The 21,608-nt window shown below is 69.7% G+C and carries 18 protein-coding genes; 9 read left to right on the top strand and 9 right to left on the bottom strand.

Going from position 1 to position 21,608, the window contains the following annotated elements; all coding sequences use genetic code 11:
- Positions 1–179: 179 nt before the first annotated feature.
- The gene (locus B5557_RS27070; protein ID WP_099936752.1) at positions 180–920 is read left to right on the top strand and encodes a hypothetical protein; all 741 of its coding nucleotides are present in this window, start codon (positions 180–182) and stop codon (positions 918–920) included.
- Positions 921–968: 48 nt separating this feature from the next.
- On the opposite strand, the gene B5557_RS27065 is transcribed toward B5557_RS27070, so the two are convergent.
- On the bottom strand, positions 969–1,382 hold the full coding sequence (locus tag B5557_RS27065; protein ID WP_079661896.1) for an organic hydroperoxide resistance protein: 414 nt from the start codon (positions 1,380–1,382) through the stop codon (positions 969–971).
- Positions 1,383–1,502: 120 nt separating this feature from the next.
- Here B5557_RS27065 and B5557_RS27060 point away from each other — a divergent pair, with 120 nt between their 5' ends.
- Positions 1,503–2,030 carry a MarR family winged helix-turn-helix transcriptional regulator gene (locus B5557_RS27060; protein WP_079661895.1) on the top strand — a complete coding sequence of 176 codons (528 nt, stop codon included), beginning with the start codon at positions 1,503–1,505 and terminating at the stop codon, positions 2,028–2,030.
- Positions 2,031–2,039: 9 nt separating this feature from the next.
- On the top strand, positions 2,040–2,438 hold the full coding sequence (locus B5557_RS46325; protein ID WP_443031276.1) for an ADP-ribosylglycohydrolase family protein: 399 nt from the start codon (positions 2,040–2,042) through the stop codon (positions 2,436–2,438).
- Here B5557_RS46325 and B5557_RS27050 read toward each other — a convergent pair.
- Positions 2,342–2,989 carry a TetR/AcrR family transcriptional regulator gene (locus B5557_RS27050; RefSeq protein ID WP_079661894.1) on the bottom strand — a complete coding sequence of 216 codons (648 nt, stop codon included), beginning with the start codon at positions 2,987–2,989 and terminating at the stop codon, positions 2,342–2,344. The two genes, B5557_RS46325 and B5557_RS27050, sit on opposite strands and share 97 nt — an antisense overlap.
- A 172-nt stretch (positions 2,990–3,161) precedes the next feature.
- Between B5557_RS27050 and B5557_RS27045 the strand changes: the two genes are divergently transcribed.
- Together B5557_RS27045 and B5557_RS27040 are read left to right on the top strand one after the other, a co-directional pair.
- Positions 3,162–4,079 (top strand): ABC transporter permease, encoded by a 918-nt coding sequence (locus B5557_RS27045; RefSeq protein WP_079661893.1) that lies wholly within the window; start codon positions 3,162–3,164, stop codon positions 4,077–4,079.
- Position 4,080: 1 nt separating this feature from the next.
- Entirely contained in the window at positions 4,081–4,911 is an 831-nt protein-coding gene (locus B5557_RS27040; RefSeq protein ID WP_079665025.1) for an ABC transporter ATP-binding protein, read from the top strand.
- Positions 4,912–5,008: 97 nt separating this feature from the next.
- Here the strand turns inward: B5557_RS27040 and B5557_RS27035 are convergent, their stop codons facing one another.
- A complete protein-coding gene (locus tag B5557_RS27035; RefSeq protein WP_079661892.1) occupies positions 5,009–9,952 on the bottom strand; it encodes an NAD-glutamate dehydrogenase in 4,944 nt (1,647 codons plus the stop codon).
- Positions 9,953–10,507: 555 nt separating this feature from the next.
- Between B5557_RS27035 and B5557_RS27030 the strand changes: the two genes are divergently transcribed.
- Positions 10,508–11,074, top strand: coding sequence for a DJ-1/PfpI family protein (locus B5557_RS27030; protein WP_079661891.1), 567 nt, complete (start codon positions 10,508–10,510; stop codon positions 11,072–11,074).
- Between the two features lie 39 nt (positions 11,075–11,113).
- Here the strand turns inward: B5557_RS27030 and B5557_RS27025 are convergent, their stop codons facing one another.
- Both B5557_RS27025 and B5557_RS27020 read right to left on the bottom strand, forming a co-directional pair.
- Positions 11,114–11,788: an HAD family hydrolase gene (locus B5557_RS27025; RefSeq protein ID WP_079661890.1), complete on the bottom strand. Its 675-nt coding sequence runs from the start codon at positions 11,786–11,788 to the stop codon at positions 11,114–11,116.
- A 66-nt stretch (positions 11,789–11,854) separates the two neighbouring features.
- Positions 11,855–12,370: a DUF6912 family protein gene (locus B5557_RS27020; protein ID WP_079661889.1), complete on the bottom strand. Its 516-nt coding sequence runs from the start codon at positions 12,368–12,370 to the stop codon at positions 11,855–11,857.
- Between the two features lie 345 nt (positions 12,371–12,715).
- Between B5557_RS27020 and B5557_RS27010 the strand changes: the two genes are divergently transcribed.
- On the top strand, positions 12,716–13,270 hold the full coding sequence (locus B5557_RS27010; protein WP_079661888.1) for an Rv3235 family protein: 555 nt from the start codon (positions 12,716–12,718) through the stop codon (positions 13,268–13,270).
- Positions 13,271–13,521: 251 nt separating this feature from the next.
- Here B5557_RS27010 and secA read toward each other — a convergent pair whose 3' ends face one another.
- A complete protein-coding gene (gene secA / locus B5557_RS27005) occupies positions 13,522–16,368 on the bottom strand; it encodes a preprotein translocase subunit SecA (RefSeq protein ID WP_079661887.1) in 2,847 nt (948 codons plus the stop codon).
- Positions 16,369–16,647: 279 nt separating this feature from the next.
- On the opposite strand from secA, the gene B5557_RS27000 reads away from it, so the two are divergent.
- Both B5557_RS27000 and B5557_RS26995 read left to right on the top strand, forming a co-directional pair.
- Entirely contained in the window at positions 16,648–17,238 is a 591-nt protein-coding gene (locus tag B5557_RS27000) for a GNAT family N-acetyltransferase (protein WP_079661886.1), read from the top strand.
- 93 nt (positions 17,239–17,331) lie between these two features.
- Positions 17,332–18,504 (top strand): winged helix-turn-helix domain-containing protein, encoded by a 1,173-nt coding sequence (locus B5557_RS26995; RefSeq protein WP_079661885.1) that lies wholly within the window; start codon positions 17,332–17,334, stop codon positions 18,502–18,504.
- A 41-nt stretch (positions 18,505–18,545) separates the two neighbouring features.
- Here B5557_RS26995 and B5557_RS26990 read toward each other — a convergent pair whose 3' ends face one another.
- The 3 genes from B5557_RS26990 to B5557_RS26980 form a co-directional block, all read right to left on the bottom strand.
- Entirely contained in the window at positions 18,546–19,292 is a 747-nt protein-coding gene (locus B5557_RS26990; RefSeq protein WP_079661884.1) for a response regulator, read from the bottom strand.
- 218 nt (positions 19,293–19,510) lie between these two features.
- Complete coding sequence (hpf, locus tag B5557_RS26985; RefSeq protein ID WP_099936746.1) at positions 19,511–20,203, bottom strand: ribosome hibernation-promoting factor, HPF/YfiA family; 693 nt, start codon at positions 20,201–20,203, stop codon at positions 19,511–19,513.
- A gap of 313 nt (positions 20,204–20,516) precedes the next feature.
- On the bottom strand, positions 20,517–21,506 hold the full coding sequence (locus tag B5557_RS26980; RefSeq protein WP_079661882.1) for a ComF family protein: 990 nt from the start codon (positions 21,504–21,506) through the stop codon (positions 20,517–20,519).
- Positions 21,507–21,608 lie beyond the last annotated feature (102 nt).

Below are 21,608 nucleotides of genomic sequence, written 5' to 3'. Positions count from 1 at the left end.
ATGGTGATGGTGATGGCGATGACGGCGGTGCTTCCGGAGCACAGCTGACCTGCGCGCGGGGCGCGGCAGGCACCGGGAGCACGGCGGGAAGGCGTCGGAAAGGCCTCGGGAAGGCGTCAGGATCCGCCGTGCGGCCTAGCCGCCGGGAGCAGGAGGCCGTGAAGGGGAAGACGCGAGGAATGCGCCCCACTGCCCGCGTCTTCCGGCCTCCGACGCCGTACCAGTTCTTCGGCACCCTGGTCTGGCTGGCGATGTCGCTCGCGTGCTGGCGGGACCCGCTGGGCCGCGCGGCGGTGGCCGGACCGTTCAACCTGCTGGTGTTGCTGACGGGGATCGGCCGTTTCACGCGCGTGCTGACGGATCGTCGCCGGGCCGCGCTCCTGGGGCTGGCCCTGTTCGGCCTGGCGTTGTGGTGGGGCGGCGACGGGTCCTGGCCGGACGGTGCCGGCGGCCTCGGCCATCCGTCGACCTTGGCCGTCGGGCTGACCTGCTGGGCCTGGGCGTGGACGGGCACGCGCGCGGGGGCGGTGCGCTGTCCGGTCCGGTTCGTCGGTCCGAGCGGCCTGCCGAGCCTGTGGGGGTACGCGTGGGTCGGGGCGCTGTACGCGCTGATCCTGCTGGTGCACCCGATGACGTTCGTCGCGGCGGCGGTCGGGGCGGTGGCGCTCGTCGCCGGGTGGGAACGCGAGCGGCGGGCCGCCGTGGTGAGCCGGTGGGCGCTCACGGCCGCGGTGCCGTCGACGGCGGCGTACTGCAGGCCCTATCTGGACGCGCTCGCCCTGAGGACCGGGATCGCGGGTGCGGATCCGCTGCCCGAGCGGCTGCCGCAAGGGGTGCCCGGACACTTCTGGCTGGTGCTGATCTGTGTGCCCGCGCTGTGGCTGCGGGCGTGGCGGGTGCGGCGGGCGGCGGGACACTGACCGCGTGTCCCGCCGCCCGCCGCTGACGTCCCGACTGAGAGGCCCGGACTACTCGACGACGAGGTCGACCTCGATGTTGCCGCGGGTGGCGTTGGAGTAGGGGCAGACCTGGTGGGCCTGCTCGACGAGCTTGCGGCCGGTCTCCTCGTCCACGGCGTCGGGCAGCTCCACGCGCAGCGTGACCTTCAGGCCGAAGCCCTCGCCCTGCTTGCCTATGCCGACCTCGGCCGTCACCGCGGCGTCGCTGACGTCGACCTTGGCGGCGCGGCCGACGAGGCCCAGGGCGCTGCCGAAACAGGCGGCGTAACCGGCGGCGAAGAGCTGCTCCGGGTTGGTGCCCTCCCCGTTGCCGCCGAGCTCCGCAGGCATGGCCAGCGCGAGGTCGATCTTGCCGTCGGAGGAGACGGCGCGACCCTCGCGGCCGTGCGTGGCGGTGGCGACAGCGGTGTAGAGCGCGTCCATGGAAAACCATCCCTCTCAGATCATGTTCCGGCGGCCCGGTCCGGCCGCCCGACGGAGATAAGTAGAGCACACAATTCAATTGGGCACAACTAAATTGCGGGTAAGAGCTATCCTGGGGATATGACCGCCCCCGTGCCCACCCCGCCGCCCGCCGTCGGCCAGGAGAACGCCACGCAGAACTGGCTCCGCCTGGACCGCCAGATCTGCTTCTCCCTGCACGCCGCGTCGCGCGCCTTCAACGGCGTGTACCGCGTGATCCTCAAGGATCTCGGGCTGACCTATCCGCAGTACCTGGTGATGCTGGTCCTGTGGGAGGAGGGCCCGCTGCCCGTCAAGAAGCTGGGCGAACACCTGCGTCTGGACTCCGGCACGCTCTCCCCGCTGCTCAAGCGGCTGGAGACGGCCGGTCTGGTACGACGTGAGCGCAGCGCCCGCGACGAGCGCTCGGTGGAGGTGCGGCTCACCGAGGAGGGCACGGCCCTACGCGAGCAGGCCCTGGAGGTGCCCCGCAGGATCCTCGGCGCCACCGGCCTCGAACTCTCCGAGATCGGCGTCCTGCGCGAGCGCCTGGACCAGCTCACCGTGGCACTCGACGCGGCGGCCGCCCAGGAGACGGAAGAGACACAGGTCGTCTCGGCGTCGCCGTAGGCTGCCCGGATGACTGACTCGCTGCACGCTGTCGGCTGTGTCGTCGGCTCCGCCGTGGGGGACGCGCTGGGCGCGCCCTTCGAGTTCGGACCGGAGGGTGCGTTCTCCGAACGCTTCCCGCCGGCCGGACAGGGCGGCTCCGCCGCGCACGGTGGCGAGATGTGCGGGGGCGGCGGCTGGGATCCGGGGGAGGCGACCGACGACACGCAGATGGCCGTCCTCGTCGGGGAGTCCCTCGCCTGCAGTGCCTCGACACCTACCGCGACTTGCTCACGTACCGCGCCTCAACCCGCCTGCAGCACCTCGATCGCTTACAGCGCCTTGATCGCCTCGGCGGTCGCGCGAGCCAGCGCGCCCAAATACCCCTTGGGCAGCTTCGGGCTGCGGATCACCACCGAACGCCAGTAAAGCGGACCCGAGATCAGATCGAGCGCCAGCTCCTCGTTGAACCCCGCACGGATCTCCCCGCGCTGCTCCGCCGCCGCGACGATCTTCAGGGCGACCCCGTCCTGCCCCTCCTTCAGCGCCTTCTGCATGGCCTCGGCGATGTCGGGATTGCGGGCCGCCTCGGCCTGGAGGTCCGGGATGATCTGCGAGGCCACGGGGTGGCGCAGCGCCCGCGAGGTCACCTCGTAGAGCATGCGCAGGTCGCCCTCCAGGCTGCCGGTCTCCGGCGCCGGCAGGCCCTGCACGGCGATGATCGAGACAATGTCGAGGACCAGGTGCAGCTTGGAGCGCCAGCGGCGGTACACCGCGGTCTTGCCCACTCCGGCGCGGCGGGCGATGCCCTCGATGGACATCCGGGCGTAGCCGACGGTCGCGAGCTCCTCGAAGACGGCGGCCCGGATGGCTTCCGTCACCTCCTCGCGGAGCACGGCCGCACCCGCGGGCGCCCGGCGGCGCGGGCGCACCTGGGGTCCTTCGGCGTTCGTCGCGTTCGTCGTCATGGCGACCAGCATAGGGCGTTACGACGATACGGTTGCGTTCCGACGTCAACTCGGCCTACTCTCACGTTGCGACGATACGGTCCCGTCCTGACGTAAGAAAACGTGAAGAGAAACGTAAGAAAACGTCGGACGACTTAAGGAAACGGCGCCCGCAACCCCCCTCCCCCGAGTGAAAGCAGCGGATGTGAGTCAGGTCCTCCACACACCGCCCCAGACACCGGCCTACGGTCCCGGCGAGCTCGCAGCCCTGGCCGAGCGGCACGGCCTGGCGGTCAGCGGCGCCCGCCCTCCCCTGCCGGAGTACATCCGCCAGCTCTGGGCGCGCCGCCACTTCATCACCGCGTTCGCCACCGCCAAGCTCACCGCCCAGTACAGCCAGGCGAAGCTGGGCCAGGTCTGGCAGGTGATGACCCCGCTGCTGAACGCGGCGGTGTACTACTTCATCTTCGGTGTCCTGCTGGAGACCAAGAAGAACGTGGCTGACTTCATCCCGTTCCTGGTCACGGGCGTGTTCGTGTTCACGTTCACCCAGAGCTCGATCATGACGGGCACCCGCGCCATCTCCGGCAGCATCGGCCTGGTACGGGCCCTGCACTTCCCCCGGGCCGCGCTGCCGCTCTCGTTCTGTCTCCAGCAGCTCCAGCAGCTGCTGTTCTCGATGGCCGCCCTGGTGATCATCCTGTTCGCGGTGGGCGTGCCGCCGGCCCTGTCCTGGGTGCTCGTCATCCCGGCGCTGACGCTCCAGTTCGTCTTCAATGCCGGTGTCTCGATGATCATGGCGCGGGCCGGCGCGAAGACGCCGGACATCGCCCAGCTGATGCCGTTCGTCCTGCGCACCTGGATGTACATCTCGGGCGTCATGTGGAGCATCGACAACCTGATCGAAAAGCACCACGGCATGCCCACCTGGGTCGGCGACCTGCTGAGGGCCAACCCCGCCGCCGTCTACATCGACCTGATGCGCTTCGCGCTGATCGACAGCTTCCACGCCAGCCAGCTGCCGCCCCACGTGTGGCTGATCGCGACCGGCTGGGCGGTGCTCGCCGGCGTCTGTGGCTTCATCTACTTCTGGAAGGCTGAGGAGACGTACGGCCGTGGCTGACATCGCAGACAACGCAGGCAACGCAACGCGCACCGCACCCGCCGAGCCCGTCGACGAGCGGGCCCCCACCGTCATCGCCGACAGCGTCGACATCGTCTACCGGATCAACGGAACCGGCAGCGGCCGGGGCAGCGCCACCGCCGCCCTCAACCGCATCATGCGCCCCAAGCAGGCCGCGAAGGCCTCAGGCATGCGGATCGTGCACGCCGTCAAGAAGGTCTCCTTCGTCGCCTACAAGGGCGAGGCGGTCGGCCTGATCGGCACCAACGGCTCCGGCAAGTCGACCCTGCTCAAGGGCATCGCGGGCCTGCAGCCGGTGGAGAACGGCAAGATCTACACCGACGGCCAGCCCTCCCTCCTCGGCGTCAACGCGGCCCTGATGGGCGACCTGACCGGCGAGCGCAACGTCTACCTCGGCGGCCTGGCCATGGGCATGACGCCGGAGCAGATCAAGGAGCGCTACCAGGAGATCGTCGACTTCTCCGGCATCAACGAGAAGGGCGACTTCATCTCCCTGCCCATGCGCACCTACTCCTCCGGCATGGGCTCGCGGCTGCGCTTCTCCATCGCCGCCGCCAAGGACCACGACGTGCTGCTGATCGACGAGGCGCTGTCGACCGGTGACGCCCGGTTCCAGGCGCGTTCGGCGGCCCGCATCCAGGAGATGCGCCAGCACGCCGGCACCGTCTTCCTGGTCAGCCACAGCAACGCCGCGATCCGCACCACCTGCGACCGCGTGCTGTGGCTCGAGCGCGGCGAACTGCGCATGGACGGCCCCACGGAAGAGGTCCTGGCCGCCTACGAGGAGTTCACCTCGGGCAAGAAGAAGTAACCCGTACGGTCGAGGCGTTCGGCACGGTCGGCACACGAGAAGGGCGCTCCCCCGATGGCTTGGGGGAGCGCCCTTCTCTCATCCGTGTGCGTATCGCCTACGAGTGCGTCCGCAGCAGGGTGCGCATCGTCCGCATGGCCACCGACAGGTTGGCCAGGTCGAACGTCTCCGAGCTCTGGATCTCCTCCAGCGTGGTGCGCGCCCGACCCAGGATCGCCGCGTTCTTCTCCTCCCACGCCTTGAACCGCTGCTCGGGCGTCGAGGTGCCGTTGCCGACGGCCAGGACGTCCGCGGTCAGCGCCGCATGGGCCGCGTACAGGTCCTCGCGGATGGAGGCACGGGCCATGGACTGCCAGCGGTCGGCGCGCGGCAGCTCGATGATGCGGTCCATGAGCTGGGTGATGCGCAGACGGTCGGCGAGGTCGTAGGAGACCTCGGCGACGTCCAGCGGGTCCTTGCCCATGCGGTCGGCCACCGAGACGATGTCCAGCGCCGGGAACGCCGACGAGAACCCGGCCACCCGGGTGGCCAGCTCGGCAGGGACGCCCGCGTCGGTCAGCTCGTCGTAGATCTTCTGCCACCACTCCAGGTCCGCGCCGCGCAGCAGCTTCGTCAGCTGCGCCCACACCTGCTCGACGCGCTCGGCGAAGAAGTCGACGGTCTCGGCGAGCTGGAGCGGCTGCGGCCGGTTGTTCAGCAGCCAGCGCGTGCCGCGCTCGACGAGCCGCCGCGAGTGCAGCCGGATCCGCGTCTGCACGGCCGCCTCGACCTGGTTGTCGAGGGCCTCCACCGCGTCCCACACCGGCGCCGAGCAAAAGATCGCCCGGGCCGCGGTCTGGGCCCGCACGATCTCCTCCAGCGACGCGCCGGTCTCCTCGCGCAGCCGGTGCAGATACGTCGTACCGCCCGTGTTGACCGTGTCGTTGACCAGGACGGTCGTGGCGATCTCGCGGCGCAGCGGGTGGCTGTCGATGCCCTCGGGGAACCGCTCACGCAGCGCCGTCGGGAAGTACGCGTGCAGCAGCGTGCGCAGGTAGGGGTCCTCGGGCAGCGAGGTGTGCAGCAGCTCGTCCGACACCGTGATCTTCGTGTACGCCAGCAGGACGGCCGTCTCCGGGCTGGTCAGCCCCTGCCCGGCGCCGAGGCGCTCGCGGATCTGCCGGTCCGTGGGCAGGAACTCCAGCGCCCGGTCCAGGTGCTTCTCCCTGACCAGGTGGCGCATGAAGCGCTGCTGGGCGTGGAGCATGTCCTTGGACTGGGCCAGGGCGTTGGCGATCGCCGTGTTCTGCGCGTAGTTGTTGCGCAGGACGAGAGCGCCGACCTCGTCGGTCATCTCCGCGAGCAGCTTGTTGCGCTGCTTGACGGTCATGTCGCCCTCGGCGACCAGGCCGTTGAGCAGGATCTTGATGTTCACCTCGTGGTCGGAGGTGTCCACGCCCGCGCTGTTGTCGATGGCGTCGGTGTTGATCCTGCCGCCGCCGCGGGCAAACTCGATCCGGCCGAGCTGAGTCAGTCCCAGGTTGCCGCCCTCGCCGACGACCTTGACGCGCAGGTCGGCGCCGTCCACCCGGATCGGGTCGTTGGCCTTGTCGCCGACGTCCGCGTTCGACTCCGTGGAGGACTTCACGTACGTGCCGATGCCGCCGTTCCACAGCAGGTCCACCGGCGCCCGCAGGATCGCCTTCATCAGGTCGGCCGGGGTCAGCTTGGTGACGCCCGCCTCGATGCCGAGGGCCTCCCGGATGTGCCCGTTCACCGGGATCGCCTTCGCCGTCCGCGGGAAGACCCCGCCGCCGGCCGACAGCAGGCCGGTGTCGTAGTCGGCCCAGCTGGAGCGGGGCAGCTCGAACAGGCGGCGGCGCTCGGCGTAGGAGGTCGCCGCGACCGGGTTCGGGTCGATGAAGATGTGCCGGTGGTCGAACGCGGCGACCAGACGGATGTGCTCGGACAGCAGCATGCCGTTGCCGAACACGTCGCCGGACATGTCACCGATGCCGACGACCGTGAAGTCCTCGGCCTGCGTGTTCACGCCCAGCTCCCGGAAGTGCCGCTTCACGGACTCCCAGGCGCCGCGGGCGGTGATGCCCATGCCCTTGTGGTCGTAGCCGGCCGAGCCGCCGGAGGCGAAGGCGTCCCCGAGCCAGAAGTTGTACGACTCGGCGACCTCGTTGGCGATGTCGGAGAACGTCGCCGTGCCCTTGTCGGCGGCGACCACCAGGTAGGTGTCGTCCTCGTCGTGCCGGACGACGTCGGCCGGCGGCACGACCTCCCCGCCGACCATGTTGTCGGTGATGTCGAGCAGCGCCGAGATGAACGTCTTGTAGCTGGCGATGCCCTCGGCGAGCCACGCGTCACGGTCGACGCCCGGGTCGGGCAGCTGCTTGGCGACGAAGCCGCCCTTGGCGCCGACCGGCACGATGACGGTGTTCTTCACCATCTGCGCCTTGACCAGGCCGAGGACCTCGGTGCGGAAGTCCTCCCGCCGGTCCGACCAGCGCAAGCCGCCGCGCGCGACCTTCCCGAACCGCAGGTGTACGCCCTCCACCTGCGGCGAGTACACCCAGATCTCGAACGCGGGCCGCGGCGCGGGCAGGTCCGGGATGGCCTGCGGGTCGAACTTCATCGACACGTAGTCGTGCGGGCGGCCGCCCGCGCGCTCCTGGAAGAAGTTCGTGCGCAGCGTCGCCTTGATGACGGTGAGGAAGGACCGCAGGATGCGGTCCTCGTCGAGCGAGGCCACCTGGTCGAGCGCGGCGTCGAGCTCCTCCAGCAGGGCGTCGACGATCTCGAGCCCGGCGCGCTGCCGGTCGGGCGACATCCGCGCCTCGAACAACGACACCAGCAGCCGGGTGGTGTGGACATTGGTCCGGAGGGTGTCCTCCATGTAGTCCTGGCTGAACGTGGACCCGGCCTGACGCAGGTACTTGGCGTACGCGCGCAGCACCATCGCCTGCCGCCAGTTCAGCCCGGCGCCCAGCACCAGCGCGTTGAACCCGTCGTTCTCCGCCTTGCCGGTCCAGGTCGCCGAGAACGCCTCCTGGAACCGCTCGCGCCCGTCGTCGCCGAGGAAGTCACCGCCGGGACCGGCCAGCGACTTGGGGATGCGCAGACCGAAGTCGTAGATCCAGGCGTTGCTGCGGTCCGTGCAGCGCAGCTCGTAGGGCCGCTCGTCGATCACCTCGACGCCGAGCCGGCTGAGCACCGGCAGCACCGCCGACAGGGAGATCGCCTCACCCTTGCGGTAGATCTTGAAGCGGCGCTCGTCCGGTCCGGCGCCCACCGGCTCGTACAGGCTGAGCGAGAAGTCCCGCTCCTCGGTGAGCTGTTCCAGATGGACCAGGTCGGCGACCGCGGCGCGCGGCGTGTGGTCGGCCTTGTAGCCCTCGGGGAAGGCGTTGTTGTAGCGCCGCAGCAGCTCCGCGGCCCGCTCCTCCCCGCACTCGGCGTTCATCGCCTCGCCGAACGCGTCCGCCCAGGACCGCGCCGCCTCCACCAGCCGCGCCTCGATACGGTCCTTGTCGGCGTCGGACAGCTCGGGCAGCTCGGTGCCCTGCGGGACCCGGACGACGAAGTGCAGCCGGGACAGGATCGACTCGGTGTTCCAGGCGGTGAAGTCGACGCTCGTCCCGCCCAGCTCCTCCTTGAGGATGTCGATGATCCGCAGCCGCACGCCGGTGGTGTAGCGGTCGCGGGGCAGGTAGACCAGCGCGGAGTAGTAGCGCCCGTACTCGTCCTGCCGCAGGTAGAGCCGCAGCCGCCGCCGCTCCTGCAGATACAGCACGCTGGTGACGATGGACCGCAGTTCGTCCACCGGCGTCTGGAACAGCTCGTCGCGCGGGTAGGTCTCCATGATCTGGACCAGGTCGCGCCCGTCGTGGCTGTTCGGCGAGAACCCGGCGCCCTTCAGCACGGCCTCGACCTTGCGCCGCACGACGGGCACCCGCGCCACGGACTCGGTGTAGGCGGCGGAGGAGAACAGCCCGAGGAAACGCCGCTCACCGACGACGTTGCCGTCCGCGTCGAACTTCTTCACGCCGACGTAGTCGAGGTAGGAGGGCCGGTGCACGGTGGCCCGGCTGTTCGCCTTGGTCAGCACCAGCAGCTTGTGCTCGCGCGCCTTGGCGCGGGCGTCGGCGGACAGCCGCTCGAAGGACGGGCTGACCGGGTGGCTCTCGTCGCCGGAGTGGTGCGGGTCGGAGCGCAGGATGCCGAGACCGGTGCCCGGCACGGCGGCGAGGGTGTCGTCCTCGCGCAGCTGGTACTCCCGGTAGCCGAGGAAGGTGAAGTGGTCGGCGGCCAGCCAGCGCAGCAGCTCACGGGCCTCGTCGACGTCGGGCCGCGCCAGATCGCCGGGAACGGGCTCCTCGGGGAGCTCGTCGGCGACCCGCAGCGCGGTGTCCCGCATCTTCTCCCAGTCCTCGACGGCCTCCCGGACGTCGGACAGGACCCGCAGCAGATCGGCGGTGATCTGCTTCAGGTCGGCGCGGTCGGTCTCCCGGTCGATCTCCACGTGGATCCAGGACTCGACGTGCGCGTCGTGCGGCAGGTCCCCGGCGGGCGGCGCGCCGAGCACCTCGATGAGCCTGCCGGTCACATCCCGCCGCACCGCGATCTGCGGATGGATGACGAGGTGGATCCCCCGTCCCTGCCGGCTCAGCTCATTGGTGACGGAGTCGACGAGGAACGGCATGTCGTCGGTGACGACCTCCACCACGGAGTGACTGCACGTCCACCCGTTCTCCTCGACCGTAGGGGTGTGGACCCTTACGTTGGCCGTCCCCTGCGGCCGGCTCTCGGCCAGCCGGTAGTGCGAGAGTGCGGCTCCGAAGACGTCGACCGGGTCACGGTCGCCGAGGTCCTCCGGGGCGGTGTGCAGGTAGTACCGCTGGAGGAACGCGAGGAGGGCCGCGTGGTCCGGGGTCCCCGGAGTGCCCTCGCTCGTCGTCCCAGTCGGTAGGTTCCCCCCGACCGGGCTGTTCTCAGCGACCCGCGCCGCCCTCTCGAGCAGCTCGGCCTTGGCTTCGTCCAGCTTGGTCTGCATTGTCCTCTGGCTCCTGTCGCGCGCCGTTGCGTGACGTAGAAGGAAGTACGGTCTCTTCCCCTGCGGCTCGACGCCACGACCCGGGGTCTCCGGGCTGCTTCGACGCTATGCCGCAAGGCGAGATGAGCGGGGGGATATCGGCCATGTTCGACACGTCCCCGGCGTGTGACGCTGCTCTCTGCTGCGTCTGCTCCCAGGGGGTGTACGGCGTCCAGGGGCCCCATGCGGCCCCGTCCCGCCCGCGCCGACCAGCGTCCACCGCCCGGTCGCGGAGATGGTCCGCACACACCGGGCGCAGGGCAGGGGTTACCACACCCCCGCGAGCTATCGCGCTGATCACGCCACCAAGGCTATCGCTCCTCACGGGGCCCCCGTCATGAGCCGTATGTGTACAAAACAACGACCAGAAGTTTGACGTTCTGCACAGCACCGGAACACGGAACACCATGAAAGAGGCGGCTGGGAAGAAACGCCCGAACGCACCCCCTCTTGGCAAACCCACCCCCAAGAGGCACCTTGCCCATGACACCGCCCGCTCGAGAGGAACCGCCCACCATGACCGCGAAGATCCTCATCGTCACCGGCGACGCAGCGGAATCCCTGGAAGTCCTCTACCCCTACCAGCGCCTGCTCGAGGAGGGCTACGAGGTCCACATCGCCGCCCCCACCCGCAAGAAGCTCCAGTTCGTCGTCCACGACTTCGAACCCGGCTTCGACACCTACACCGAGAAGCCCGGTTACACCTGGCCCGCCGACCTCGCCTTCTCCGAGGTCGACCCCGGCCAGTACGTCGCCGTCGTGATCCCCGGCGGCCGCGCCCCCGAGTACCTCCGCAACGACCCCGAACTCCGCAAGATCCTCAAGTCGTTCTTCGACGCCGACAAACCCGTCGCCCAGATCTGCCACGGCCCCCTGATCACCGCGGCCGCCGACGCCCTCCGCGGCCGCCGCGTCACGGCGTACCCGGCGCTGGAGATCGACATGCAGTCCGCCGGCGCCGTCTTCCAGGACGCCGAAGCAGTGGTCGACGGCACCCTGGTCTCCTCCCGCGCCTGGCCGGACCACTCGGCCTGGATGCGCGAATTCCTGACAGTGCTCCGCGCAAAGGCACCGGTGACCTGACCCCCAGGTGCGGCGCCCGCAGGACGCCGCACCCAAGGCTCACGCCGCCGCAGCCAACTCCCCCGCGACCTCCACCGCCTCCCCCAGTGTGTCCACCACCGGCACCCCGACCCCCTCCAGGCTGGCCCGGCTGTGCGACCCGCCGGTGTACAGCACGGCCCGCGCCCCCACATGCAACGCGGCCACCGCGTCATCCGCGGCGTCCCCGATCACGACCGTGCGCGCCGCCTCGACGCCGGCCAGCGCCTTCAGGTGCCGCACCATGTGCTCGGCCTTGCTTCCCCCGGACGGCCCCGTCCGCCCGTCGACCCGTATGAAGTGCGGCTCGATCCCGAACCCCCGAACCAGCGGCACAAGCTCCTCGTGCACGTACATGCTCAGCAGCGACTGGCTGTGCCCCGCCGACCGCCATCCCGCGAGCAGCTCCACCGCGCCCTCGGTGAGCCCGCACCGCACCCGGTGCTCGGCGTAGTACCGGTGGAACACCGCGTCCATGGCCTCCCACTCGGCGTCGGTGGGCAGTCTTCCCATCAGCCGCTCGTAGAACTTCGGCACCGGCACGCAGTACAGCGCCCGGTAGCGCTCCAATGTGAGCGGCTCCAGCCCCAGCTCCGCGAACGCCGCGTTCGTCGCCCCGATGATCGCGTCATTGTCGTTGAGCAGCGTCCCGTTCCAGTCCCAGACGATGTGCGCCGCTTCCTGCTGCATCCCCATACCGGAAAACGTACCCGCCGCCACTGACAATCAAGTGACCGAACGAAGCCGGCCGGAGACAGCGGGTCAGTCCCCCGACCCGACCAGGTTCGGGATCTCCTGCGGGGCGAACCACAGCAGCTCGTGGTCCTCGGCTCCGTCCACGACGAACTGCGCGTCGTCGTCCCCGCCGTCCGCCGCCGCGAGCGCCTGCGCCGCAGCCGTTACGTTGCTCTCCGCCTCCGCGGCGTCCACGTGCACCGCCGCCGCCTTCGACAGCGACACGACGCCAGCCACCCTCACCTCGCCCAGCGCCGCCGGATCGAGACCCCGGTCGGGGTCCACGGCGGCCGCGCGGTCGGGCACGTCGACGGCCACGACGACCCGCCGCCGCGGGGCACCCGGGTCCGCCGCGAGCAGGCGCAGCGAGGCGAGCGCGGCCCTGCTGAGCGCCGCGTACTCCAGCTCCTCGATGTCGTCCGAGAGGTACCACTCGCGCAGCGCGGGCGTGACGGCGTACGCGACGAGCGGCTCGCGCCCCAGCTCACCCGTCTTGTGCGCCTCGGCGAGACCGGGGAGGGTCAGGGGGACGTAGACGCGCATGGCTGGCCGCTCTCTTCGTGGTCGTTGCGTGGTCGCAGGCTCGGTCTCGGTGCCCCGGGAGGGCGGTTCCGCGCCTCCCCGAGCGCCTTCAGGATACGTGCGGCCGTCCCCTTTCGGGCCCCTGCCCGCACCCCCGCAGGCGTCAACCCAGCGCCCCTGAATTCACCCGGCCCACCCCCATGGCGTCGGGCTTTCCGCACCGTAGGCCACCCCTGATAGGTGAACCTTCCGACCCCTCGCCCCCGACGCCCCGCTTCCTTGCCGTCACGGACCGCGACCCCGTACAAGATCCGCAACGGAAAGTTACCGCCCGGTAGTCGCCGGGCCCGCCGAACGGGGTCACCCATGAACAAGGTCATGACGAGGACGCAAGCACACCCCGGCACCCGCCCTCCCGGCCGCCGCGACACCCGCCGCCCCGCGGGCACCCCACCCCGCACCCCGGGCAGCGGCAGTCGCCCACCCCGAGCCCCCGGCACCGGAACCGGCACCGGAACCGGCACCCCCACCCTCGCGCCCACCGTCGCCGCTCAGACCCCCGGCCGCCCCGCCTCCCAGCCCCGTCCCACCGACCTCTTCGCCGACCGCCTCCTCGCCGTCCTGACCGGCCGACGCCCCGTCCACTTCATGCTCCGCCACACCCTCGGCCACGCCTACGACGACCTGGCGCGCCTCGCCGAAAGCGGCGCCCTGCGCACCGCCCACGGCGCCCGTCCCGTCGTCCGCGACATCGGCTACTACGTCCCCCGCCCCGGCGCCATCGAGGCCTTCGCCCGCATCGGCGCCGGCGACCGCCTGCGCGCGATGGCCTTCCGCCTGGAACGCGGCACGGACCGCCGCTGGCGCTGCACCGCGGTGGAACTCGACGGCCCCCGCAGGCCCCACCCCCAGGACGACTGAAAGGACAACCGAACGGCCCACAGAGCCGCTGAACGCAACAGCCCGGCGGACTGGCCCCCCAACCCTCCGCACCCCTCCTCCCCGCCCACAAGGGCCCCCAGGACCACCCACAGGACCACCCAGGCCACCAGAAGGCCAAGGGGGCCGTGAGGGCCAAGCTCGCGGAAGTTCGCGCCTGCCCACGCCAAAGGGCCGGGCCACCCACAGGTGACCCGGCCCCGAAGCCGCTACGAACTGCCCGTCCCCGAGCCCTACTTCTTACGGCGCCGCCCGGCCTTCGCCTGCTTGCGCCGCTCCGCGCGCGTAAGGCCGTCGGCCTCGGAGCGCACGGGCTCGTCGTCGTCACTCTCGAAGTCGCCCTCGATCGTGCCGCCCTCGCCGTCCACCGTCGGAGCCGAGAAGTGCAGCTGACGACGCTGCGGAGCGTCCAGCCCCTTCGCCCGGATCTCCGGACGCGAACCCGCCTGCGCCGGCACCACGTCCTGCTTCTCCATGTCGACCGGCTCGGCGTCCTCCACCGGAACCTCCTCGACCTGCTGCTCGACCTGGACCTCCAGGTTGAACAGGTAGCCGACCGACTCCTCCTTGATGCCGTCCATCATCGCGGAGAACATGTCGAAGCCCTCACGCTGGTACTCGACCAGCGGGTCCTTCTGCGCCATCGCGCGCAGGCCGATGCCCTCCTGGAGGTAGTCCATCTCGTAGAGGTGCTCGCGCCACTTGCGGTCCAGGACCGACAGCACGACCCGACGCTCCAGCTCACGCATGATCTCCGAGCCGAGCTGGGACTCCCGGGACTCGTACTGCTCCCGGATGTCGTCCTTGATGGACTCCGAGAGGAACTCGGCGGTCAGACCGGCCCGGTCACCGGCCGCCTCCTCCAGCTCCTCGACGGTGACCTTCACCGGGTACAGCTGCTTGAAGGCACCCCACAGCCGGTCCAGGTCCCAGTCCTCCGGGAAGCCCTCGGCGGTCTCCGCACCCACGTACGCGTCGATCGTGTCGTCCATGAAGTGGTGGATCTGCTCCTGCAGGTCCTCACCCTCCAGGACACGACGCCGCTCACCGTAGATGACCTCACGCTGACGGTTGAGGACCTCGTCGTACTTCAGGACGTTCTTACGCGTCTCGAAGTTCTGCTGCTCCACCTGCGACTGCGCCGACGCGATCGCGCGCGTGACCATCTTGTTCTCGATCGGCACGTCGTCCGGCACGTTCGCCATCGACATCACGCGCTCGACCATCTGCGCCTTGAACAGCCGCATCAGGTCGTCACCCAGCGACAGGTAGAACCGGGACTCGCCCGGGTCGCCCTGACGGCCCGAACGACCACGCAACTGGTTGTCGATACGCCGCGACTCGTGCCGCTCGGTACCGAGGACGTAGAGGCCACCGAGGTCCTTGACCTCTTCGAACTCGGCCTTGACCGCCTGCTCGGCCTTCTCCAGGGCGGCGGGCAGGGCCTGCGCCCACTCCTCGATGTGCTCCTCGGGGTCGAGGCCACGCTGCCGCAGCTCCGCCTCGGCGAGGTCGTCGGGGTTGCCACCGAGCTTGATGTCCGTACCACGACCGGCCATGTTGGTGGCGACGGTCACCGCGCCCTTACGGCCGGCCTGGGCGACGATCGACGCCTCACGCTCGTGGTGCTTGGCGTTCAGCACCTCGTGCTGGATGCCCCGCTTGGACAGCTGCTGCGACAGGTACTCGGACTTCTCGACCGACGTCGTACCGACGAGGATCGGCTGACCCTTCTCGTGCTTCTCGGCGATGTCGTCGACGACCGCCTCGAACTTCGCGACCTCGGTGCGGTAGATCAGGTCCGACTGGTCCTTACGGACCATCGGCCGGTTCGTCGGGATCGGGACCACGCCGAGCTTGTAGATCTGGTGGAACTCGGCTGCCTCGGTCATCGCCGTACCGGTCATGCCGGACAGACCGGGCTGTTCCTTGCCGTCGTGGTCGTGACGCTTGTAGAGGCGGAAGAAGTTCTGCAGGGTGATCGTGGCGAGCGTCTGGTTCTCGTCCTTGATGTCCACCCCCTCCTTCGCCTCGATCGCCTGATGCATGCCCTCGTTGTAGCGGCGGCCGGCGAGGATACGACCGGTGTGCTCATCGACGATCATGACTTCGCCGTCCATGACGACGTAGTCCTTGTCCTTCTTGAAGAGCTCCTTCGCCTTGATGGCGTTGTTCAGGTAGCCCACCAGAGGGGTGTTCACCGACTCGTACAGGTTGTCGATGCCCAGCCAGTCCTCGACCTTGCTGACACCGGCCTCGTGAATGGCGACCGTGCGCTTCTTCTCGTCGACCTCGTAGTCGCCGGTCTCCTCGATGCCCTTGAGCGGGTTGCCGGCCTCACCCTTCTTCAGGCGCGTCACCAGCTTCGCGAAGTCGCCGTACCACTTCGTGGCCTGGTCGGCCGGACCGGAGATGATCAGCGGCGTACGGGCCTCGTCGACCAGGATGGAGTCGACCTCGTCGACGATGGCGAAGTTGTGGCCGCGCTGCACCAGCTCGTCCTGCGCCCACGCCATGTTGTCGCGCAGGTAGTCGAAGCCGAACTCGTTGTTCGTGCCGTAGGTGATGTCGCACGCGTACTGCTCACGACGCTGGGCCGGCGTCATGTTGGCCAGGATGCAGCCGACGTTCAGACCCAGGAACTTGTGGACGCGCCCCATCATCTCGGAGTCGCGCTCCGCCAGATAGTCGTTCACCGTGATCAGGTGGACGCCCTTGCCGGACAGCGCGTTCAGATACGCGGGCAGCGTGCCGACGAGCGTCTTGCCCTCACCGGTCTTCATCTCGGCGACATAACCAAGGTGCAGGGCGGCGCCACCCATGATCTGCACGTCGTAGTGACGCTGACCGAGGACACGCTTGGCGGCCTCACGCACGGTGGCGAACGCCTCCGGCAACAGGTCGTCCAGGCTCTCACCATCGGCGTACCGCTGCTTGTACTCATCGGTGAGGGCCCGCAGCTCGGCGTCGGAGAGGTCGACGAAGTCCTCTTCGATGGAGTTGACCTGGTCCGCGATGCGGTGCAGCTTGCGCAGGATCTTGCCTTCGCCTGCACGCATGATCTTCGAGAGGACGGACACGGGGGTTGGTCTCCTTGCCGGTCGGGCCTGGGACGGTCGGTTTCCTTTTGACTTGCTGAGCAACGGCCATCGTATGCGAGGACCCCACCGCGCCGGGAGGCCTGCCGTACGAGGACCGCACACTGCTGCGCACCTGCTCCAAAAATCTTCTACCCGGGACAACGGCCGGGCCCCGCCGATGGTGCCGCGTCCGCCACACGAATTGCGCGAATTGTGATCACACGCTCACGCACCGCAAAACAATGGCGCACCGTGCGCGCGCGCACGGAGAATCGGCCGATGGAGCCCGAGCCCGTCACCCTCACCACCACCCGCCTCGTCCTTCGCCCCCTCGGCCCCCAGGACACCGCCGCCGTGTACACCGCCGCCCAGGACCCCGACATCCAGCGCTGGACCACGATCCCCTCCCCCTACCTCCCCGAACACGCCCAGAGCTTCACCGAACTACTCGCACCGGAGGGCTGGTCGACCGGCTCGATGTTCACCTTCGGCGTCTTCCTCCCCGACGGAGCCCTCACCGGCGTCCTCAGCCTCACCCTGCGCTCCCTCGGCACGGCCGAGGTCGGCTTCTGGGCCACCAAGGAACACCGGGGCCTCGGCTACACCACCGAGGCCACCCTCGCCGCCGCCCACTGGGCCTTCACCAGCCTCTCCATCGACCGCGTCGAATGGCGGGCCGAAGTCGGCAACACCGCCTCCCGCGCGGTCGCCGAAAACGCCGGCTTCACCCACGAAGGCACCCTGCGCTCCTCCATCAACAACAAGGGCGTACGACGAGACTGCTGGCTCGCCTCCCTGCTCCCGTCGGACCTCGGACTGCCGTCGACGGCGCCCTACCTGCCCGCGCCTCCCCAGCCGCCCGGCCCTTGAACCGGCCGCCGGCTTTTCGGAACGAAGCCCTTGCGAGCCCCCGAACCCCCAGCTCAACCGCCACTGTCAGACCCACCCCCTATCGTGCGAGCCATGACGACCCCGCGCCCCGCCACCGAGCTCTCCGCAGACGAAGCCCGCCGCATCGCCCTACGGGCACAAGGCTTCCTCGGCACGCCCGACCGCAAGGCCGGCGTCCGCGGCGTCCTCCGCCACCTGGGCGCGGTCCAACTCGACACCATCTCCGTCCTCGCCCGCTCCCACGAACTCATCCCCTACGCCCGCCTCGGCGCCGTCGGCCGCAAAACCGTCGAGAACGCGTACTGGAAAGACACCCACGCCTTCGAGTACTGGTCCCACGCCGCCTGCATCCTCCCCATCGAGGAATGGCCCCACTTCGCCTTCCGCCGCCGCGCCTACCGCAGCCGCCCGCACTGGAACCACACCCTCCCCGACGGCACGTACGAGCAGGTCATCAAGCAGCTCCGCACCGAAGGCCCCCTCACCGCCACCGAACTCGGCGGCGCGAAGAAGACCAGCGAGTGGTGGGACTGGTCCGGCACCAAGGTCGCCGTGGAACGCGCGCTGATGTACGGCGAGGTGGTCTGCGTCGACCGCCGCGGCTGGAAACGCGTGTACGACCTCGCCGAACGCGCCGTACCCGCCGACCTGTTGCACGACGAACTCGACGACACCGAATGCCTGCGCCGCCTCGTCCGCCTGGCCGGCCAGTCCCTCGGCGTGGGCACGCGCGCGGACATCGCCGACTACCACCGCCTCAAGGGCGAGCAGGTCGACGCGGTGATCGCCGACTCGGGCCTGGTCCCCGTCACCGTCGAAGGCTGGGGCAAGCCCGCCTGGGCCGACCCGACGGCCCTGGAAACGCCCCCGCGCGGCCGCCACCGCACCACGCTCCTGTCCCCGTTCGACTCCCTGATCTGGGAACGGGCACGCACCGAGCGGATCTTCGGCTTCACCCACCGCCTGGAGGCCTACGTCCCCAAGCCGAAGCGCGTGTACGGCTACTTCGCGATGCCGGTCCTGGCCGGCGGCCGACTCGTCGGCCGCGTGGACCCGGCCCGGGAAGGCCGCACCCTGGTCGCCAGGCAGGTCACCCTGGACGGCCCGAAGGCGGTCCCGGCGGTCGCACAGGCCCTGCTGGAGGCCGCGACCTGGGTGGACTGCACGGACGTACGCGTGGAACGCGTGGACGCCCCCGACCTGCGCGAGCCGCTCACCGAAGAACTGACCCGCGCACTCGCCTGACCGGCCGACCCGCCCGACCTGCCCGCCCCGCCTGACCGGAGTCAGCGGATCTCGAGGATCTTCTCCCGCATCGCGTACACCACCGCCTCCATCCTGGAGTGCAGCTGCAGCTTCTCCAGGATGTTGCGCACATGGTTCTTCACGGTGTTCTCGGAGATGAACAACTCCTTGGCGATGTCACGGTTGTTCATCCCCGTGGCCACCAGCTTGAGCACCTCCAGCTCACGGTCGGTCAGCCGCGGCGCGGGCACCAGCCGACGCTCGTCGGTCCGCTGGATCATCGACTTGAACTCGGTGAGCAGCTTCGACGCCATGGAGGGGCTGATCTGCGACTGCCCGTCGGCGACCGCGCGGATCGCGGTGGCGACCTCATCCGTGGAGATCTCCTTGAGGAGATACCCGGTCGCACCCGCCTTGATCGCCTCGTAGAGGTCGGCCTCCTCGTCGCTGATCGTCAACATGATGATCTTCGCGCTGGGGGCCACCTCCTTGATGGAGGTGCACGCCTCGATACCACCGCGCTTGGGCATCCGTACGTCCATCAGCACGATGTCCGGCAGCAGGTCGGCCGCCTTGTCCACGGCCTCGGCCCCGTCGCCCGCCTCACCCACGACCTGGATGTCCTCCTCGGCCGCGAGCACGATCTCCAAGCCTCGACGGAACAGGGCGTGGTCGTCCACGACAAGGACTCTGATCGGCTCCTTGCGTGGAGTGCCCTCGTCCGGGCCCATGCCGACGACGCCGTCGTCGGCGCCCTCGTCCCGCATCGGTCCGAAGCTGTCCGCCATCGTTCCTCCCCCTGAAGGCTGTGGCCGTGGTCCTGAGCCATCGCCAACCCAAGGCAACGACCCACCGGTTGAGCCGCCCTGCCATGATTCCATGCCCGAACGACAACGCGGTGACAGAGCGATGCCCGAAGGGGTCGCACACGGATGCCCCTGGGGGCGCACACCGCGCTCCAGGGGCACACCGCTCAGCTGTCACCGCTCACTGCCACCGGGCAGCGTCAGCCGCCCAGCGCGCCACCCGCCTCGGGCGAGTGCGCCTGCGCCACCATCGGGTCGGTGTCGAGGTAGATCACGCCGTAGTCGTAGGCGTGCCGCCGGTAGACGACGCTCGGCTGCTTCGTCTCGGAGTCGACGAACAGATAGAAGTCGTGTCCGACCAGTTCCATCTCGTAGAGGGCCTGGTCGAGGGTCATCGGAGCGGCCACGTGCGTCTTCTCGCGGACCACGAGAGGGCCGTCCCCCTGCACCTCCAGCGAGCCGATCTTCTTCGTCGGCACACTGTCCGACTCCCCTGCCTGGACGGGGCGGCCGTTGCCGTTGAGCGTCGCCACACCCGGGACGTGGTCGGGAACCTCTGCCGCGGAGAGCCTGCGGGCGCCGCGGCGCGTGTAACGCTTGTCGTGCTGCTTGCGCAGCTGGGCGTCGAGCTTCTCCGCCGCCAGGTCGAGTGCCGCATACGGGTCGTTGGCCGACGCCTCCGCCCGGATCACCGGACCGCGGGAGCGGAGCGTGATCTCCACTCGGTCACAGCGGTCGGCCTGTCGGGGGTTGGGCTCCTTGGAGACCTCGACGTCGAGGCTGATCACCTTGCCGTCGAGCTTCTGGATCTTCTCCAGGTTCAGCTTCTCGGCCACGTGCTTGCGGAACCGCTCGGGCACCTCGGTCTTGCGGCCCTTGACGACGATGTCCACGCAGAACTCCGTTCCCGGATCACTCCGCTTCGCCGCGGAGCATCTCCCTTTTGCACCAGGCTCCGGTGAGCACCGGAACCTCGGACTTGGTGACTTCCACCTCCTCCTCCCCCATGGGCGAGATCTACACCCCAGGCACTGCGGGCGATTACGCAAACCGCAGCACGGCATTCGGATATGAGAGGTGTGGCCTGCGGCTTTCCCTCACAACCGAACATATCTCGCCCGGACGGATGTCGTCACCCTCTACTGCGGCGTACCTCCGTTCAGGTGAATTGACCTTCTCATTACCTGCAACGACGCAAGTTCTCACTCAGTTCCGGTTTATTTCGAAAGAGTCCGGCGAGGCCGCCACCACGGCCGCGCACAGCACGTCAGCGGCACCTCCCGCGCCTGTCTCCCTCACTCCGAACGACTTCACCTGTCTGCCTTCCCTGGTGACACCCCCGTACACCGCCGCCGCCCCTTCACCACCCATCCCGCCCCCCACCTCCCCCCAACGCTCCCCCTCACCGGGGCGTCCCCACCATGCCGCCCGCCCCCGCGCCTCCTCCGGCCGCCTCTCCTGATCCGCTGACACCGACGGCAACGGCGGCACCGAAGCCGACAGCGACGCCCGTACCGCGCGCGCCGCCTCCGCCAGCGAAGCGCCCGTCGTCACCAGATCGTCGACAAGCACCACACGACCGCCGCGCAGCACCCGCGCACCCCCGGGCACCACCCCCAACGCGTCCACCATGTTGGCCAGCCGCTGCCGGGAGTCGAGCCCCGACTGATCGACCACGGGCCGCCGCTGCCGCAACACCGCGGCCACCCGCGCCGGCATCCCGGCCCGCCGCAGCTCACCGGCCGCCGCAAGCGCGATCCGCCGCGCCGGATCATGCCCACGGGCACGCACGGCGGCACGGGCGGAGGGGACGGGGACGAGCAGCAGGCTTCCGGCGGACTGGGGGGCCTCCCCCTCCCCCACCCCCACCCCCGCCTCCCCCACCCCCGCCCGCACAGCCCCCGCCAACGCCGCACCCAAGGGTCGCGTCAGCGCCAGCGCGCCGCGTTCCTTGTGGGCGAGCAGGACGGCCCGGACTTCGTCCGCGTACCGGGCCGCCGCGTGCACAGCGGGCAGCCCTTGCGGTTCCGGCGCCGGCCGTACCCGAAACGGCGCGGCCCCGCTCAGCGCCGTACGGCATCGCGGGCAGAGCACCGTACGTGAGCTTCCGCAGCCTCCGCAGTCGGCGGGCAGCACCAGGCCGGCGAGTTCCTGCCACCACTTGCGAACGCTTTCCACGTCGACCACTGTGCCCATGTCCGAAGCGGCCCACCACCCCTGTGGAAAACCCTGGAACCATGAACGAGAGGCTGTGGAAAACTCTCGGGAAGGCGGACCTGAGGCGATCTCACAGTCCGC

Source organism: Streptomyces sp. 3214.6 (assembly GCF_900129855.1).
Taxonomy (GTDB): Bacteria; Actinomycetota; Actinomycetes; order Streptomycetales; family Streptomycetaceae; genus Streptomyces; species Streptomyces soliscabiei.
The sequence above is the reverse complement of the archived record's forward strand: the minus strand, read 5'-3'. Positions and strand labels throughout refer to the sequence as shown.

What these genes read in the sequence shown, in the direction of transcription:
- B5557_RS46325 (WP_443031276.1), top strand. Translation starts at nt 2,040, where the DNA reads ATGACTGACTCGCTGCACGCTGTCGGCTGTGTCGTCGGCTCCGCCGTG.
- B5557_RS27000 (WP_079661886.1), top strand. Translation starts at nt 16,648, where the DNA reads ATGGAGCCCGAGCCCGTCACCCTCACCACCACCCGCCTCGTCCTTCGC.
- B5557_RS26980 (WP_079661882.1), bottom strand. Translation starts at nt 21,506, where the DNA reads ATGGGCACAGTGGTCGACGTGGAAAGCGTTCGCAAGTGGTGGCAGGAA.
- B5557_RS27060 (WP_079661895.1), top strand. Translation starts at nt 1,503, where the DNA reads ATGACCGCCCCCGTGCCCACCCCGCCGCCCGCCGTCGGCCAGGAGAAC.
- B5557_RS27050 (WP_079661894.1), bottom strand. Translation starts at nt 2,989, where the DNA reads ATGCTGGTCGCCATGACGACGAACGCGACGAACGCCGAAGGACCCCAG.
- B5557_RS27020 (WP_079661889.1), bottom strand. Translation starts at nt 12,370, where the DNA reads ATGCGCGTCTACGTCCCCCTGACCCTCCCCGGTCTCGCCGAGGCGCAC.
- B5557_RS27010 (WP_079661888.1), top strand. Translation starts at nt 12,716, where the DNA reads ATGAACAAGGTCATGACGAGGACGCAAGCACACCCCGGCACCCGCCCT.
- B5557_RS26990 (WP_079661884.1), bottom strand. Translation starts at nt 19,292, where the DNA reads ATGGCGGACAGCTTCGGACCGATGCGGGACGAGGGCGCCGACGACGGC.
- B5557_RS27065 (WP_079661896.1), bottom strand. Translation starts at nt 1,382, where the DNA reads ATGGACGCGCTCTACACCGCTGTCGCCACCGCCACGCACGGCCGCGAG.
- B5557_RS27025 (WP_079661890.1), bottom strand. Translation starts at nt 11,788, where the DNA reads ATGGGGATGCAGCAGGAAGCGGCGCACATCGTCTGGGACTGGAACGGG.
- B5557_RS27070 (WP_099936752.1), top strand. Translation starts at nt 180, where the DNA reads ATGCGCCCCACTGCCCGCGTCTTCCGGCCTCCGACGCCGTACCAGTTC.
- B5557_RS27035 (WP_079661892.1), bottom strand. Translation starts at nt 9,952, where the DNA reads ATGCAGACCAAGCTGGACGAAGCCAAGGCCGAGCTGCTCGAGAGGGCG.
- B5557_RS26995 (WP_079661885.1), top strand. Translation starts at nt 17,332, where the DNA reads ATGACGACCCCGCGCCCCGCCACCGAGCTCTCCGCAGACGAAGCCCGC.
- B5557_RS27030 (WP_079661891.1), top strand. Translation starts at nt 10,508, where the DNA reads ATGACCGCGAAGATCCTCATCGTCACCGGCGACGCAGCGGAATCCCTG.